Source organism: Psychrobacter sp. WY6, assembly GCF_018448495.1.
Lineage (GTDB): Bacteria > Pseudomonadota > Gammaproteobacteria > Pseudomonadales > Moraxellaceae > Psychrobacter.
The window spans coordinates 2,254,569-2,270,581 of record NZ_CP049902.1 but is presented as its reverse complement, the minus strand read 5'-3'; the positions used below and the strand labels follow the sequence as shown (position 1 = coordinate 2,270,581).

Genomic DNA, 16,013 nt, shown 5'->3' with positions numbered 1-16,013 from the left:
AAAACCCTTTATACTATTTTTCGCATAGCATAAAGGGTTTTTAGCTTTCTTAGATGACGTTGCCAATGTTCAACACGCCCTAATTTATTAGCTAGCGAGCTGAAGCTTTTTTACGTTACCCATAAGTGCGCTAAGATTTTTCTCAAGCTTACTTTTTTCTAGCTTCATTCTAACGACAACCTTAATAATCTCATCAGCTATCTCCTTATTGCCTTCAGCCACTGCCTGTTGCAATGCTAGGCCTTCACGCATAATAGCAACCCTTAAAGGCTCGATCTTATAAATAATACGGTTGATAGATTTATGCAGATCCGACTGTCTATAGCACTCTTTTACCTTAGATGATTTATATAAGAGACTGTTTTTATCACTTTTTGCGCGGGCTAACGTCTCGATATAATCAGCCGCTATCTTGTCAGCATAATCATCTTGAATACCAATCTCTAAAATATTTTTTACTAATATGATATCTATTTTTTCTAATTCAGTCTCTTTAATGGCCTTTTTAAACATTTCACACAGTCCTTCGTAAATGTTGGGATTAGGGGTGAATTAAGTGGTTATCGCATATAAAAAGCAAAGCCATCGGCGTCACTATAATTGGCACGTGGATTCGTTGTTTGCGCACTCTTATATTCACACTCGTATAAAAGTTACTTTCACAACCATGCCAATCAATTCGTAATTGAGCTCACTCAAGAATATTTATATAACAATATACTTATGTTCATTCTAACCTAAGAGTACAAGTGTACACAATAGGTATTCAACCCTTTTGATACAAAGGTTATGAAAAGCGGCTATCAAACCGCCATAGATTGATATTTATTTTGAGAATAGTACTGTTGAGGTTTATCAAAATGATGAGGGTAAACAACTCCCTCATTATTAGGAATTGTTTAATGACGCGTGGATTCTTGCTAGACATATCTAAAATTGATTGATGGAATATTTACAAAGAAATGAATGAGCTACTTTTACTAAGAAGGGAAAATCACTGGCTCATCGCCATCTTGCCAAGGTTGAAACTTGGTCATGGCTTGTATAAATGGATGCGCTAGCCAGTTTTTTAGCCATATTTGCAGTTTAGGATAAGGCAAACTGTAAAAAACGTCGCGATCTACATGAGCAAATTGGCGGACAAATGGCATAATACCGATATCGGCAATGGTCACACTGTCTCCTAGCAAATAAGTATTTTTAGTAAGCAGTGCTTCTAAAATCTGTAGAAATGCTTCACCTTTTTGCCGATATTCTGTTTGGTCATTTCAAGATGACGGTCAGCATATTTATAGCGATCTAGCCAATGCTTAAACTCCTGATCGTTTTGCTCAATTAACGTATTACCTTGATGCAAAGTCTTAGGGTTCAACAGCTCTTGTGGATCTTGCTGTTCAAGCGCCCACTCCATTATTTCCCGACTCTCTTCAATCACAACACCATCAGCGAGCTGTAAAACGGGCACGGTGCCTTTTGGACTAATCGCTAGCATTTTCGCAGGTTTGTTTTTTAAGGTTATCTCCCGTAGCTCTACCGGCAACTCGGCAAACAACAGACCGAGACGCGCGCGCATGGCATAAGGACAGCGACGAAAAGAGTAAAGACAAGAAAGGGAGTAAGCAGTCATATATTTTTTCACAGTTAAAACGAGATCAGCAGCCTTAGAGTCACTAACATCAAGAGTCATTTAGTTTCGTTACTGATCTCTATTAAGGGTTGGTAAAATTAATACTTCAAAGCATTGAACAAAGCCAGTATCATAGCGGCATTGAAAAACCCTTACCTTATTTATTATAAAACAAAGGAAGATATAGTGTCGCAGGCTCAGACAACTATCACAGAGACACCTCATCTCACAAAAGATCAGAACTCTGTATTAAAGATTCTTACGATCATGGGTTACTTAGAAGGTACGTCCTTTTTATTACTACTTTGCATCGCCATGCCGCTAAAATATATGATGGGTATTGCAGAAGCGGTCACCTACATAGGGATGGCTCATGGCGGATTGTTCATCGCGTATATTTTAATGCTGTTGATAGCCACCACCAAAATAAAAATGCCGCTTTGGGCGATGCCAGCAGGGGTACTCGGATCCTTTTTACCCCTTGGTCCGTTTATATTCGATCATTTATTAGCTTGAATAAAAAGTTTAAAACCCCTTCAAAGTAATGTCAAATGACTTACTGAATATGACGAACATTGGTGATTTTAAGGTATAGCGCTGTTTAAGCGCTGGACGGTATGTATTAATGACTGATCATGATGGCTGATTATAGTTATTCGTCAGTCATTAATTTCCCATAAAAACTATCCACTCACTGCGACTGGCACTTTACGAATCAGCCATAAAAAGTACGCGCCGCCATGATAGCCGCAATCGTACCCGCAGGCAGCTCATAAGGGAAAATAACATAACGCCCAATCCAGTCTGCTATTACCATCACCCCTGCGCCTAACAAAGCCGCTAATGGCAATTGGCGCTCAAGCCTTACCGCACCGAGTGACGTCGCCAAATGTGGCACCATTAGACCAATGAAACTCAATGGCCCAACCGCAAGCGTACTGGCAGTACTTAGTGCCGCCACCAGTGCCAATAGCGCAATCGTGACTGGCGTCACAGCCACCCCCAGATTACGAGCGACCCCTGTACCCAAACCAAGCACTCTTAATGGTTTGATAAGCAGTAAGCTGAGGGTAAATAAAATGAGAGCAATGCCGATAAGATACCACACGGTACTAGGCTGAGCGCTATAAGTGGTTCCCGATAGCCAGCTAAGCATTGCTTCTAGGCGTGGATCGCCAGACAGCTTGACCATGTGCATCACCCCATCCATCATCGCGGCAATACCGATACCGACCAGTAATAGATAGCCAGAGCTTACCTTACGTGCCAGCCAAATAACCAGCAATAATACAGCCATCGCTCCTGATAATCCTGAGATCAACAACGTGCCTGAGCCAGCAGACAGTCCTAAGCTTGGTAGTAGTAAAAACCCTAAGATAACCCCAAGCGCCGCGCCCGAGCTCACACCCAATACTTCTGGACTTGCCATCGGGTTGCGGGTGAGCGTTTGCAATAATACACCAGCGATGGCCAACATCAGACCCGTTGCCGCAGCGCTCAAACTGCGCGGTAGCCGATACTGCTGGGTGATCGCCCAATCGGTACTTAGTCCCCAACCACTGACGTCTTGGACAAAAACACAGGCAAGCATAATTATCATTACCACGCCAATACCCCAGCGCCACCATGCCACAGGTGCATGCTTGCCCGTTAGCAATTGGAGTCACTGTTTCTATCCGCTCGCGCGCTGACGCAAAATCAGCCAAATATCAGTGGTGCACCGAGAATACCCGTCATCGCCCCTGCTGGAATTTGCATATTTAGTAGGGTTCGAGTAATAAAGCAACATTGCTAGTCAGCCATAAAAGTAGTGCCCCTAAGACAAAGGCTGCAAGCAGACGTTTGCTAATAGAAGCAACTCAACTCAACGTTAACCAGACTGGCAGCGCCAACCGATAAAACCAATTAGACCAACTTCGCTAACCACCAAAGCGGTAACAACCGCCACAATAAGCACCACCAATGCACGGATACCGATAATCGGCACGCCCAAGCGCTTGGCTTGTGAGTCATCGAGACTCATCAAGGTTAATGGTTTTAACAAGGTAGACAGACAACCGCCATCACGACGGCCGTTATCGCTAGCATCGTACTGGTATGCCAGCTATTCTGTGCCAAAAATCCCGCCGCCCACGACAGCATACCATTACTACGTTCAGCAAAAAACAACACCAAAACATTGGCAACGGCGGCAAGTAGAATGTTTACCACCAAGCCTGCCAATATTAAAATGAGCGGATTAAAACGACTAGGTGCTGACAACGCAAAGACCAGTCCCATACTAATAAGCGCGCCGACAAAGGACACATAAAGTCCGCCATAAATCGCTAAGCTTGGCAAAAACAAGGTCACAATGAGCATGGCCAATTGTGCACCAACGCCGACGCCCAATGTGGTGTCTGACGCTAATGGGTTTTTGACCAATTGCTGTAGCAAAATACTGACAACCCCAAGCAGACCACCTGCCAATAGCGCTACTATACTGGTCGCCACTATATGCAGCTGCGTCGCAAGACTGATAATATCCAATTGCGAGCTTGGAATAAACAAATCACTGATCGGGCGTGTCCACTCCTGAGCGATTAATGCCCACGTGCTCCATACTGACAACACCACAAGGATAATCATTACTGCCCAGATGCGCCATGTATCCTCAAATACCGAAGGTAGTTTCCTAGGTAATTTTGGTGCTGGATTGGGAGGTTTTTGCATAAGCTTGGAGTGTTGCTCTGATGGTGTTTTCAATGTGGGCGACTGAGACGCTGCAAGTGAAGTCATAGGTTTGACATAATCAGTAGTATTATTGGTATGAGAGTGATGAGTCTGTGCGGCAGTATTGATAGTCATGATGCTGCCCCACCTTTTAATGTCACTATTGATAAATTATTTGCCAAACCGACCAGTGACGACATGCCACCATAAATCCATATGGGCGGCAGCTCACCCACGCAGCGCTCATCGCCATAGCCTAGACGCTGCCAAACCAAACTGTCTTTAATCTCAGCTCGGGTTATCGGACTCAGCGGGTCTATGATTAATAGGCAGGTCTCATTATCCAATTGAGCCAAGTCTCCCATTCGAATGGGGACAAACCCCCATTGATTGCCTTTGCCTAATACATCCAGCTTTTTGCCCATCTGACTTAGCACGGGCTGAAACAAACTATTTTTGACATACATGCGCATGTTATTAGCATCAGCGAACTGCACAACGGCAAATCTCTTTACTTTTGGATAGCGCTGCTGCAGACGCTCACTTGCCAGTTTGATATCTTTCTGACTTTTTGTAATATAGCTTTCAGCCAAGGCTGGTTCATCAATTAGCTGTCCCAACTGACGAGTCGGCTCAGTATAATCTGCCCAAATTGCAGTATCACCTTTAGCGGCGAACATGACCGACTCAGAGGGCACATCTCCATAGAGGTTGCGGGCATGCTCATAAAAAAAGTTATCGACGACCAAATCGACAGGCAATTGGGCAACCAATTCCGCATTAGGCTGATAGCGAATGCCCAAATCAATGATTGAGGTTGGCAATTCAGGCGTACCTACCCATCTGTCCCACACCCTCACATCACCCGTCGCTATCGGGGGGTAACCCATAGCGGTCAAGGTTGCCGCATTGCCCCAATCAGGTGAGACTATATTGATGTTAGTGTTATCTGCATTGCCCACTTGAGCGTCTTTTTGTGCCGTTATTGGTTGGTGACAGGCAGTCAGCACGGTGGTCAGTGTTAAGCTTGCTATGAGCGGCAAACACTTATATTTACTGATAGTGAGATTTGAGCCAGCTTTTATACAAGGTTTTATGAAAGATTTTATGGCTATTAAAGAGAACAGAGATTTATAAAGAGCAGGAAACATGGCGGCCTATCTTTTGCGCGAATAAGAGAAAATAAGAAATGAAAAAGATGAGGCAAATACTAGGGCATGCCCTCATTTTAACAACGGTCATAAAAATTTAACCATTTTTAGCCTACTTATTCATTTTCGTTCAGATTGATGATATGCCCTACTAGGCAACGGCGACTGGCTGCCCCGTTATAGGATGACTAAGCAGCTGCATATCTACGTTAAAAATCTTGTGCAATACTGTCGGTTGCATGGTGCTGCCGATATCACCGTTATGGCAAATACGTCCGTTTTTTAAGGCGATAACTCGATCGGCATACTGCGCGGCCAAATTAATATCATGCAAAATAATAACCACACTCAAGCCCTGCTCATCCACCAAACGACGTATAAGCTGGATAACTTCAAGCTGATAGTGCATATCAAGCGCGGCTAATGGCTCATCAAGTAATAAATATCTGGTGTCTTGTGCCAGACACATAGCAAGCCAAACGCGAGCACGCTCACCACCTGAAAGCGTGGCCGTAATGCGGTCAGCGAACGCCTCTGTTTGGGTGATGCGCATGGCTTCTATTACTTTATCTTTGTCCATTTGGTTGGGCTTTTGCAGCCATTTTTGATGCGGATAACGTCCTAGCATGACCAGCTCACGTACTGAAAACCCAGCGGCTTCTGGTAGTTGCTGTGGCAAATATGCCATTTGTCGCGCCAGCTCTTTACTACTGTAATCACTGATACGGCGTTCATCCAAGCTGATGCTACCGCCACTACTTATCATCTCGCCTGCCAACGCTTTGATTAAAGTCGATTTTCCTGAACCATTATGTCCAACCAAAGCGACCAATTGGTTGCTATCAATCTCACAGCTTACATTGTCTAGTAAGGTATTTCCTTGGCGACTGATGGTCAATTGGTTTGCACGTAACATATCGGTACTCATCATGAATTTAAATCGTTGTATTTATATTGGACAGCCAATAAAAACTGATTTTACTCGTAAACGATAATAAAAACAATTATCATTAACTTAAAATACCATTCTTTTTATTTCCGTTCGCTGTTACTTGTAAGTATATATACGACCCATTTTCTTTTATCTGTGACACGTAACCCTCAAATACAAGCCTAATTCTTTATCACCTTAATCATTTTTGAACTCGCACAAACCATTACTCATATCAATAAAGAACACTTCGATGAGTTGATATAAGCTGATTGGATTTTTAGTCGCTTTTATTTCTTTAACCACCAAGAGCTATCTAGTACCAACGTCAGTAACGACTATCTATGCCGAAGCAATGGCTGTACAAGTATTATTGAAAGACACAAAAAACGTCTGCTCAATTTCTTGAACAAACGTTTTTAATCCCCTGTACAGCGCCTACCACACAACTTAGCGAGCTACAAACCCGGTATATCGTACACAACACCTATCAGCTTGTCACAAATGATTGCAAGGGTATAAATAAAAACTAGGGCTTGTTGTGTTGTCTTAGAAGACACAAGCCCTAGCGTTTTAATGCAGAATTTAAAGACAAAAGTTTTTCGGGTCACTGACTCTTGAGTCGGCTGATGGTAATTCCCGTAAAACCAAACAATATCGTTAGTAGTAGCGATAAATAACAGAAGAACGCATAAGGCAGATAATCAAGCACGGGCACGCCTAATGCTTGGCTGATAAACACGCCGCACACACTCCAAGGCACTAGAGGATTGATGACCGTACCTGCATCTTCAATGGTACGAGACAGATTCTTAGGATGTAAATTCAAACGCTCAAACGTCGGACGAAAGGCAGTACCAGATAATAAAATACTCAAATACTGCTCGCCAATAAGCACGTTAATACTCAGAGCAGACATGGCAGCGGCAAATATGGCGCGTCCTGATGTGGTTAAGGTGTCTTTAATCCCTGATAACAGTGCTGGCAAAATACCCAATGCTGTGAGCAAGCCACCGAGACTGAGTGCCAATATTACAATCGCTTGAGTGAAGAACATACTCTGCACACCGCCGCGCGATAGCATACCACCGACTTCACCCAGCTCTAACGATTCAGCTGGTGCATAGCCTGCAAATAAATAGCCACCTAATTGTCCAAAGCTCGGCGAGCTGTGCAAATAAGTAATAATCAATGCTGCCACAATGGTACAGATAATCGTATAAATGGCATTGACACGAAAAACCGCCAACCCAACCAGTACCACGAATGGCAATACCGCATAACCATGTACCAAGCCACTTTCAATCAACTGACCTTGCAATACGGTTACTTGACTCAAGTCAGAGCCTGCGGTCTGCCCAGAAAAAACCAAAAATAATGACCGTGAGTATCCACGCTGGTACCGTGGTATACATCATATTGCGAATATGCTCAAACAAATCAATACCCACCACCGATGAAGCAATGGTACAGGTGTCTGATAACGGCGACATTTTATCACCAAAAAACGCCCCTGAGACCACCGCACCAGCCGCAATCGCCACGTTGGCATCAAAGGCATTACTCATACCAATAAAAGCCAACCCAATGTCGCCGCGGTGGTCAAACTACTGCCCAAGGCAATACCAATAATGGAGGTCAATACAAAGGCTGAAATGTAATAATACTCTGGCGATATCAACTGAAAACCAAAATACATCAGCGTTGGAATAGCACCAGACATCATTAAAGCGGCGACCATCAAACCAATAAAGAAGAATAGATAGATAGCACCGATACCACGCATGACACCCGATGCCATTTGCGCTTGCATGTCATCAAAGGTCAAGCCTTTAAACAGACCAATGCCCAGCAAGACACAAATAGCGAGTATCAATGATAAATGCGGTACCCAGCCAAAACCTATCATGGTAACACCCATAATAGCGATGACAATGGCAGAAATCATAAATGCCAGTTGAGGTGAAATTTGGGTTAATATTTTTGGAGGCATCACACATCCTTAGCTTGCCAGTCAAATCTGGCGTTAGGGTTGGCTTTGAGTCGGACAAGTTTAATGAGTTGCAATAGCGATTGCTACCCTCATTATTGATCCAGCAGACTATCGGTCTTAGCTGCCATGACAAAATCATTGCGATGCAGACCTTTAATGCTGTGTGACCACCACGTAACCGTCACCTTGCCCCACTCTACCAATATGCCAGGATGATGCCCTTCTACTTCGGCGATTTCAGCTAATTGGTTGGCAAACTCCATCGCCTTGACGAAGTTTTTGAATTTATATTGACGTTGTAATTGCTTGATGCCATCAACCTCGATCAATGACCAATCTGGAATTTGCTGTAATAGCTCTTGTGTTTCGATGTCGCTGACCGTTGGCGCGCCAATGCGGCAGGCCTCACAGCTGGCTTGTGATAATGTCGTCATTATAATGTCCTTTTATGTTAACTATTCATTTTTTAATACTGTTATGTTTAATACAGTTACGTCCATGTTGACGCTGTCATTTACGGCTACGTCATTCAAATGATGCCGTTTGTCTTAACCATGCATTAGGCGTTTTTTACCGCATAACTAGGCTCGAACAATCCTAGCGACATGGCTTGTTTGACCATTCCCATGACATCGCTATTGACGATATCAAATAATGTATCCAAATCATCAATGACATAATAAATCGGCTGGATATGATCGATACGATAAGGGGTACGCAACACATCAAGCAAGTCAAACGCTCGGTGCTCTGGTTGATTTTGCGGTTGATGCTGAGGTTCTGCTTGCTGCTCAGAACCAGCATTGAGTGCATAAACCGTCTCAGACGGTGAGCTTAGGATGCCTCCGCCATAGATTCTACGGTTATCTTGTGTCTTTCCAACCAAACCAAACTCGATGGTAAACCAATAGAGCCGTGCCAAAAACCACCGTTCTTCTTTAGTGGCATTAAGACCCAACTTGCCATAAGTTTCATTGAACGTCGCAAAGGCAGGATGGGTCAAAGCGGACAATGTCCAACGATTTCATGAAAAATATCGGGCTCTTCGATATAGTCCATATCATCAAATCGACGGATAAAAGTTGCCACCGGAAAGGATTTATTGGCAAGCAATTTAAAAAACTTACCAAAACTGATTAATGCAGGGACAGCGGCAGTTTGCCAGCCAGTCGTGGCTTGCAATACCTCATCGATATCATGCAATTGCGGAATACGCGTAGCGGGCAAATTCAGCTTTTTTAAACCGTCTAGATAGGCTGGGCAGGCACGGTTAGGTATTTGCTCGGCTTGACGCTCAAGCAATGCCTGCCACATACCATTTTCATCATCACTATAGTGAATATGACCATGGCTATCTGGCTGATGCGACACGTAAGGTTGTTTTTAGGCATAGAATCCTGCTTTTTATAAGCAGAATCATCGTGACTGGCATCAGTGCCTAGCGTTTTGCAAGCAACGCTGTTGGCACCGATAGCTTTATTAACAGAATTCGTATGTGGTAGGCGTTCCATGCCTGTATTCCTTTTATTGCCATTAGCGCTCTGAATTTTTGCTATTCGTTTTCAATCATGACTGAACCATAGCTCAGTCATCGCATTGAACACATGGTATTACAGAGCGCAGTGGTTATTAGGGACAAGACAAACTTCTTTTGCCCTGCCCGTTTATTTTATGGATTTTTCCCTGTAGAGGCGCTTACGGTGTTTCAGTTTCTGGCTGACCAACCGTGCCACGACGGACTTGATCGCGCTCGATGGATTCAAATAGGGCTTTGAAATTACCTTCGCCAAAGCCATCTTCGTAATCACCTTTACGCTGGATAAACTCGAAGAATACAGGGCTACCTAAGATAGTTTCAGAGAAAATTTGTAGTAGCAGACGCGGTGCGCCGCCTTCAGTGGTGCCATCTAACAAGATACCGCGCATCTGTAGCTCAGAGACATTTTCGCCATGATTTGGTAGACGCTCACTCAGCATTTCATAGTAAGTTGCGGTTGGAGCAGTCATGAGCGGGATACCCGCTGCTTTTAATTTATCGATGCTGGCAAACAAATCATCGCTGGCCAAAGCAATATGCTGAATACCTTCACCGTTGAAATGCATCAAGTATTCTTCAATTTGACCGCCGCCCTGCTTTGACTCTTCGTTCAATGGAATACGGATTTTGCCATCAGGCGCTGTCATGGCTTTACTGGTCAAACCCGTATATTCACCTTTGATGTCAAAAAGCGGATTTCGCGGAAGTTAAAGATGCGCTCATAAAAGTTTGCCCAATAAGCCATGCGACCACGGTAAACGTTATGGGTTAAATGGTCGATGACTTTAAAACCATGCCCGACAGGACGACGGTCTACATCAGCAAAAAACTCGAAATCGACGTCATAAATAGACTCACCATCTTTATAACGATCGATGAGATAAATCAGTGAGCCACCGATACCCTTGATAGCAGGCAGGCGCAGCTCCATCACACCAGTGGGTACGTCTACTGGCTGCGCGCCCATTTCGATGGCACGCTCATAAGCTTTTTTGGAATTCTGCACACGAAAACCCATGCTACAAGCGCCAGCACCATGCTCTTCAACGAAATAGCTGGCTTCGCTTTTTGGTTCACGATTTAGAATAAGATTGATATCACCTTGACGGTATAGCGCCACATCTTTTGAGCGATGATTGGCGACATGGGCAAAGCCAAGCTGTTTGAACAATGCGTCGACCGCATCCGGTTGAGGCGAGGCGAATTCAACAAAATCAAACCCATTCAGGCTCATTGGGTTGTCAAATAAATCTGCCATTGTAATCATCCTTAATTTCAATTGGTGGTAAAAATGCGATAAAAAATGTCTTCAATCAATAATTCTTATTGACGATGTATTTATATTAGATTAGGTTTATTTATAAGACTAATTGTTTTTTATGATTTATTTCAGGTTTACTTATGAATATCAGCATTCGCCAATTAACCGCTTTTATCCAAGTCGCTGACAATGGCAGTTTTACCCGTGCCAGCGATCAGATGCATTTGACCCAATCTGCCGTTAGCGGCTTGATTAAAGAGCTAGAGTCCAGCCTCGGTATTGTGCTGTTCGACCGTACTACCCGCCAGCTGTCTTTGTCGGTAGTAGGACGGCATTTATTGCCACAAGCACGGCGTATCTTGAATGAGATGCAGCTGTTTGAAAATGAGGCGAGCAGTTTAACAAGCTTGGCGCAAGGTCAAGTACGACTCGCTGTTTCGCAGTTTGCAGCCTCTTCGATGCCAGCAGTCATCGCCCAGTTTTCCAAACAACACCCCGAGATTAGCGTGTCGCTATTAGATTGTTCGGCAGAAAACTTACTCAGACATATTCAGGACATTGAAGTAGATTTGGGTGTCGGTACTGAGCTTGGATTTATGGAGGCTGAGGACGATATCAATGCTGATTTGTTATATCAGCTGCCATTTTGTGTGGTGATGCCTGACAACCATGCGCTGGCACAAAAACATGAAATGTGGCAGGATTTATTAGACATTCCGCTCATCACGCTGCAAGGCCCTTTCATTGAACAAGTGACAGCCGAGTTGGATGACCGTATCGCCAGTCATATCCAACAGGCACGGTATAAAGTGAATTTTATGTCTACCGCGCTTGAAATGACCCGTCAAGGCTTCGGTATTACCTTATGTTTGCCCTATATGCCCGAAGTCATCGACTGGGTTAGCGCCAATGGCTTACAAATGAGGCCGCTGGCACAACCCGTTAAAATGCGGCAGTTTTTTATCTATCAGCGTTCTTCTCGTGCGTTATCGCCTGCTACCATTGCTTTCAAAGACTTCTTGCAGAGCTATTTTTCCAGTCATTTTAATGACTTACAGCATACTTAAGTATCGCTGATACAGACATGATCGGTGCTTAAAAAGCCTTGAAACACAATGGTTGCAACCAACTATTTTTAATTATGCAAGATAATTGAATCTCATATTGAGTTAACCGTCAATTTGCTCTATGATTTTTGGCGGCTTGATTTATATTTCATAAGGAAACAACATGTTTGAACGTATCGACTATTACGCTGGTGATCCAATTTTAGGGCTGATGGAAAAATATACAGCAGATAACAATCCTAAAAAGGTCAATTTAGGCATTGGTATTTATTATGATGAAAATGGTGTATTGCCTGTACTTGACTGTGTAAAAACAGCCGAAGAACGCATTGCCGATCCTATTGCGCCGCGTCCTTATCTGCCGATGGCAGGCTTACCAGGACATCGTAAAGGCTGTCAGGAACTACTGTTCGGTAAAGACGCGCAGATTTTAAAAGACGGTTTGGTCGCTACTATCGCTACAATCGGCGGTTCTGGCGCGTTAAAAGTCGGCGCTGAGTTCATCCATGAATGGTTCCCACAATCTAAATGCTATGTGAGTGACCCGACATGGGGCAACCACATTGCCATTTTTGAAGGCTCTGATGTCGAAGTGGGTAAATACCCGTACTACGATAAAGCCAACAGCAGCATCAAATTCGATGAAATGATTGCGTTTTTTGAGACGTTGAACAAAAATGATGTGATCTTGCTGCATCCTTGTTGCCACAATCCAACAGGTCTAGATTTGACCCGTGAGCAATGGGATACCGTGCTGAACGTCATTCAAGCGCGCGAATTGATTCCATTTATGGACATTGCCTACCAAGGCTTTGGCGAAGACATGGACAGCGATGCTTATGCGATTCGTAAAGCTGTCGATATGGGCTTGCCATTGTTTGTCAGCAACTCATTCTCTAAAAACTTATCGCTATATGGTGAGCGTGTCGGTGGTCTATCAGTTGTTTGTCCAACGGTTGACGAGACAGAGCGCGTCTTCGGTCAGCTAAATGCTACCGTACGCCGTATTTACTCAAGCCCGCCATCACATGGTGGTCGTGTGGTCGATATCGTTATGAACGACGAAGCACTACATAAGCAATGGGTTGGCGAAGTTTATGCGATGCGCGACCGTATCAAAGCCATGCGTTTACAGCTAAAATCAGTGTTAGAAGCCAAAATCCCGAACCGCAACTTTGACTATATTACCCGTCAAAATGGCATGTTTAGCTTTACTGGTCTGACGCCTGAGCAAGTCGAACGCTTACAAAGCGAGTTTGGCATTTACATGGTTTCCAACTCACGTATGTGTGTGGCTGGACTGAACACCAGCAACATCGACTATGTGGCCAATGCCATGGCAGACGTCTTGAAAGACTGAGTGAGCACGCATTAAAACGGTGCGGTAGTCAGTAATAGCGATTCATAAAAAGGTTGAGCGAGTGCTCAGCCTTTTTTTATGTCCTACGTTTTTCCTATTTGTTTTACCAAAGACATCAACGTCCCTAGTATCACGTCTATTTTAAGAAAACACTGCACAAAAACCCTTGCAATCTCCACTTTGATAAATTACATTATGCGTAAGTAGTTAATTATAACGTAATTCATTATATGCTTTAGCAAGGAGCAACCTATGTCAAAGATTGACAACACCCTCATATCCTTTATCGATATCGCCGCTGATTCTGACTTCTCCATTCATAACCTGCCTTATGGTATTTTTAGTGACGCCAAAGACGCTGCTGATAATAATAAGCGCCGCGCTGGTGTGGCTATCGGTGAGTACGTATTGGATTTGGCTGTGCTCGAAGCAGAAGGTTTACTGAGCTTAGAGGGTGGTCCATATTTTGATCAAGCAACGCTAAACGCTTTTATTGACTCAGGTCGAGACAATTGGACCCAAGCACGCACAACCATCCAAACCCTCCTATCTAGTGCCAGCGACGCCTTGCGTGATAATCAAGATTTGCAGAAAAAAGCGCTATTTAATCAAGCAGACGTCACCATGCATCTGCCTGTTCACGTACCAGGCTTTACCGATTTCTATTCGTCTAAAGAGCACGCCACCAACGTCGGCACTATGTTTCGTGATCCAAACAACGCCCTGCTCCCTAACTGGACTGAAATGCCAGTGGGCTATAACGGACGCGCCAGCACCGTCATCGTCAGTGGCACTGAGGTGATACGCCCCTCTGGTCAATTAAAGCCAAACGCTGATGACCGCCCTATTTTCTCAGCCTGCAAGCGTTTAGATTTTGAGCTTGAGACTGCTTTTGTAGTTGGTAAAGGTAATAGCATTGGTCAACCAATCGCAGTGGACAATGCTTCTGAGCATATTTTTGGCATGGTTTTGCTCAACGACTGGTCAGCCCGTGACATTCAAAAATGGGAATACGTGCCTTTAGGTCCATTTAATGCTAAAACCTTTGCTTCTGAAGTCTCGCCTTGGATTGTGACTATGGATGCGTTGGTACCTTTTAAAACGGCATGCCCGATTCAAGAGCCAAAACCATTGGCATATCTAAACGAAAAAGACAGCAATAATAGCTACGACATCCATCTATCAGTTGAGTTATTGCCTGAAAACTCAGATAGCGCCACTGTGGTTTGTGAGACCAACTTCAAGCACATGTATTGGTCAATGGCGCAGCAGCTCACCCACCACACTATCACTGGCTGTAAAGTGGAAGTTGGCGATATGATGGGCTCAGGTACGATTTCAGGACCAACGCCAGATTCTTATGGCTCAATGCTAGAGATTGCTTGGAATGCGACCAAACCTGTCACTTTAAAAGGCGGTGAGACCCGCAGTTTTATTGAAGATGGCGACACAGTAATCATGAAAGGCTATAGCGAAAAAGACGGCATTCGTGTCGGGTTTGGTGAAGTACGCGGCAAAGTACTGCCCGCGCTTAACTTTGATTTTGACAAATAGTCTAGAAAAAATGTGAGCACAGTGTTTTTGAGCTGCCAAGCAACCATCGACCTATAGTCAATCGGTACTGGCAGCCTATTACTTACTGCATTCCCTATCAAAAGGAGTTTGATATGAGCTTTAAAATTGAAAAAATCCATCATGTGGCCTATCGCTGCAAAGACGCTAAAGAAACCGTTGAATGGTATCAAAAATATCTAAACATGGACTTCATCCTTGCATTTGCTGAAGACCACGTGCCTTCGACCAAAGCCTTTGATCCTTATATGCATGTGTTTTTAGACGCAGGTAATGGCAACGTATTGGCGTTTTTTGAAGTACCCAATCAGCCTGAAATGGGTTTTGATCCGAATACCCCGAATTGGGTGCAACACTTAGCCATGAAGGTAAAAAACCGTGATGCCTTAATGGCAGCAAAAAAGCATTTAGAAAAAATGGTATTGATGTGGTCGGTGTGACCAATCACGGTATCTTCCATTCTATCTATTTCTTTGATCCTAATGGCCATCGTATGGAACTCACCTACGATGATATTACCTCAGAAGAAAAAGTCTCGATGATTACTGAAGCCATGAAGTATGAGATGTTAGAAGAATGGTCACGTACCAAACGCGCACCAGCTCATACCCAGTTTTTACATGCAGAGGAACTGGCTGAAGCAAGAGAAGTCGCGCCTGTCGGTGAGTGATTGACCTGTTATTGTGTTTGCTATCTCTTTTTATATGATTAATTAGGGCGTGCCATCATTTTAAGACCATTGAATGCATCAATATACTAATTGATGACACGCCCTAGGTAGCGAACAATATCTAACCATCAT

Annotated in this window: 13 protein-coding genes and 4 pseudogenes; 5 read left to right on the top strand and 12 right to left on the bottom strand. The window is 43.9% G+C overall.

Translation table 11 applies throughout. The annotated features are described in order from the left end of the window. Positions 1–87 precede the first annotated feature (87 nt). The 3 genes from G7Y90_RS11295 to G7Y90_RS11285 all read right to left on the bottom strand — a co-directional run bounded on the left by G7Y90_RS11295 (position 88) and on the right by G7Y90_RS11285 (position 1,627). The gene (locus G7Y90_RS11295) at positions 88–513 is read right to left on the bottom strand and encodes a hypothetical protein (RefSeq protein WP_250162405.1); all 426 of its coding nucleotides are present in this window, start codon (positions 511–513) and stop codon (positions 88–90) included. Between the two features lie 467 nt (positions 514–980). Further along, positions 981–1,211, bottom strand: a complete 231-nt coding sequence (locus G7Y90_RS11290) for a glutathione binding-like protein (RefSeq protein ID WP_250163975.1) — start codon at positions 1,209–1,211, stop codon at positions 981–983. 5 nt (positions 1,212–1,216) lie between these two features. Next, entirely contained in the window at positions 1,217–1,627 is a 411-nt protein-coding gene (locus G7Y90_RS11285; RefSeq protein WP_250162404.1) for a glutathione S-transferase N-terminal domain-containing protein, read from the bottom strand. A gap of 186 nt (positions 1,628–1,813) precedes the next feature. Here G7Y90_RS11285 and G7Y90_RS11280 point away from each other — a divergent pair, with 186 nt between their 5' ends. Beyond that, complete coding sequence (locus G7Y90_RS11280; RefSeq protein ID WP_250162403.1) at positions 1,814–2,143, top strand: DUF3817 domain-containing protein; 330 nt, start codon at positions 1,814–1,816, stop codon at positions 2,141–2,143. Between the two features lie 199 nt (positions 2,144–2,342). Here G7Y90_RS11280 and G7Y90_RS11275 read toward each other — a convergent pair whose 3' ends face one another. The 9 genes and pseudogenes from G7Y90_RS11275 to hppD form a co-directional block, all read right to left on the bottom strand. After that, on the bottom strand, positions 2,343–3,284 hold the full coding sequence (locus G7Y90_RS11275) for an iron chelate uptake ABC transporter family permease subunit (RefSeq protein WP_250162402.1): 942 nt from the start codon (positions 3,282–3,284) through the stop codon (positions 2,343–2,345). A gap of 213 nt (positions 3,285–3,497) precedes the next feature. Further along, positions 3,498–3,671: an iron chelate uptake ABC transporter family permease subunit gene (locus G7Y90_RS18505; RefSeq protein WP_349773339.1), complete on the bottom strand. Its 174-nt coding sequence runs from the start codon at positions 3,669–3,671 to the stop codon at positions 3,498–3,500. Continuing rightward, positions 3,665–4,474 carry an iron chelate uptake ABC transporter family permease subunit gene (locus tag G7Y90_RS11270; protein WP_349773338.1) on the bottom strand — a complete coding sequence of 270 codons (810 nt, stop codon included), beginning with the start codon at positions 4,472–4,474 and terminating at the stop codon, positions 3,665–3,667. The genes G7Y90_RS18505 and G7Y90_RS11270 overlap by 7 nt, the downstream gene beginning before the upstream one ends. Then, positions 4,471–5,382, bottom strand: a complete 912-nt coding sequence (locus G7Y90_RS11265) for an ABC transporter substrate-binding protein (RefSeq protein WP_227675980.1) — start codon at positions 5,380–5,382, stop codon at positions 4,471–4,473. Before G7Y90_RS11265 ends, G7Y90_RS11270 begins: the two co-directional genes overlap by 4 nt. Before the next feature lie 259 nt (positions 5,383–5,641). Beyond that, complete coding sequence (locus G7Y90_RS11260; RefSeq protein ID WP_201560285.1) at positions 5,642–6,406, bottom strand: ABC transporter ATP-binding protein; 765 nt, start codon at positions 6,404–6,406, stop codon at positions 5,642–5,644. Between the two features lie 622 nt (positions 6,407–7,028). Further along, positions 7,029–8,414 (bottom strand): annotated as a pseudogene (locus G7Y90_RS11255) (Na+/H+ antiporter NhaC family protein). A gap of 92 nt (positions 8,415–8,506) precedes the next feature. Then, positions 8,507–8,848 (bottom strand): 4a-hydroxytetrahydrobiopterin dehydratase, encoded by a 342-nt coding sequence (locus tag G7Y90_RS11250; protein WP_201560213.1) that lies wholly within the window; start codon positions 8,846–8,848, stop codon positions 8,507–8,509. A 125-nt stretch (positions 8,849–8,973) separates the two neighbouring features. Next, positions 8,974–9,728 (bottom strand): annotated as a pseudogene (gene phhA / locus G7Y90_RS11245) (phenylalanine 4-monooxygenase). Positions 9,729–10,109: 381 nt separating this feature from the next. Further along, a pseudogene (gene hppD / locus G7Y90_RS11240) lies at positions 10,110–11,209 on the bottom strand (4-hydroxyphenylpyruvate dioxygenase). A 143-nt stretch (positions 11,210–11,352) separates the two neighbouring features. Here hppD and G7Y90_RS11235 point away from each other — a divergent pair. From G7Y90_RS11235 to G7Y90_RS11220, 4 genes and pseudogenes are all read left to right on the top strand, one after another. Beyond that, positions 11,353–12,279 (top strand): LysR family transcriptional regulator, encoded by a 927-nt coding sequence (locus tag G7Y90_RS11235; protein WP_250162401.1) that lies wholly within the window; start codon positions 11,353–11,355, stop codon positions 12,277–12,279. Between the two features lie 163 nt (positions 12,280–12,442). After that, positions 12,443–13,639 carry an amino acid aminotransferase gene (locus tag G7Y90_RS11230; protein WP_055124082.1) on the top strand — a complete coding sequence of 399 codons (1,197 nt, stop codon included), beginning with the start codon at positions 12,443–12,445 and terminating at the stop codon, positions 13,637–13,639. A gap of 252 nt (positions 13,640–13,891) precedes the next feature. After that, positions 13,892–15,193 carry a fumarylacetoacetase gene (gene fahA, locus G7Y90_RS11225; protein ID WP_413786821.1) on the top strand — a complete coding sequence of 434 codons (1,302 nt, stop codon included), beginning with the start codon at positions 13,892–13,894 and terminating at the stop codon, positions 15,191–15,193. Positions 15,194–15,306: 113 nt separating this feature from the next. Next, positions 15,307–15,881 (top strand): annotated as a pseudogene (locus G7Y90_RS11220) (VOC family protein). Positions 15,882–16,013 lie beyond the last annotated feature (132 nt).

What these genes read in the sequence shown, in the direction of transcription:
- G7Y90_RS11295 (WP_250162405.1), bottom strand. Translation starts at nt 513, where the DNA reads ATGTTTAAAAAGGCCATTAAAGAGACTGAATTAGAAAAAATAGATATC.
- G7Y90_RS11285 (WP_250162404.1), bottom strand. Translation starts at nt 1,627, where the DNA reads ATGACTGCTTACTCCCTTTCTTGTCTTTACTCTTTTCGTCGCTGTCCT.
- G7Y90_RS11270 (WP_349773338.1), bottom strand. Translation starts at nt 4,474, where the DNA reads ATGACTATCAATACTGCCGCACAGACTCATCACTCTCATACCAATAAT.
- G7Y90_RS11260 (WP_201560285.1), bottom strand. Translation starts at nt 6,406, where the DNA reads ATGTTACGTGCAAACCAATTGACCATCAGTCGCCAAGGAAATACCTTA.
- G7Y90_RS11250 (WP_201560213.1), bottom strand. Translation starts at nt 8,848, where the DNA reads ATGACGACATTATCACAAGCCAGCTGTGAGGCCTGCCGCATTGGCGCG.
- G7Y90_RS11235 (WP_250162401.1), top strand. Translation starts at nt 11,353, where the DNA reads ATGAATATCAGCATTCGCCAATTAACCGCTTTTATCCAAGTCGCTGAC.
- G7Y90_RS11230 (WP_055124082.1), top strand. Translation starts at nt 12,443, where the DNA reads ATGTTTGAACGTATCGACTATTACGCTGGTGATCCAATTTTAGGGCTG.
- fahA (WP_413786821.1), top strand. Translation starts at nt 13,892, where the DNA reads ATGTCAAAGATTGACAACACCCTCATATCCTTTATCGATATCGCCGCT.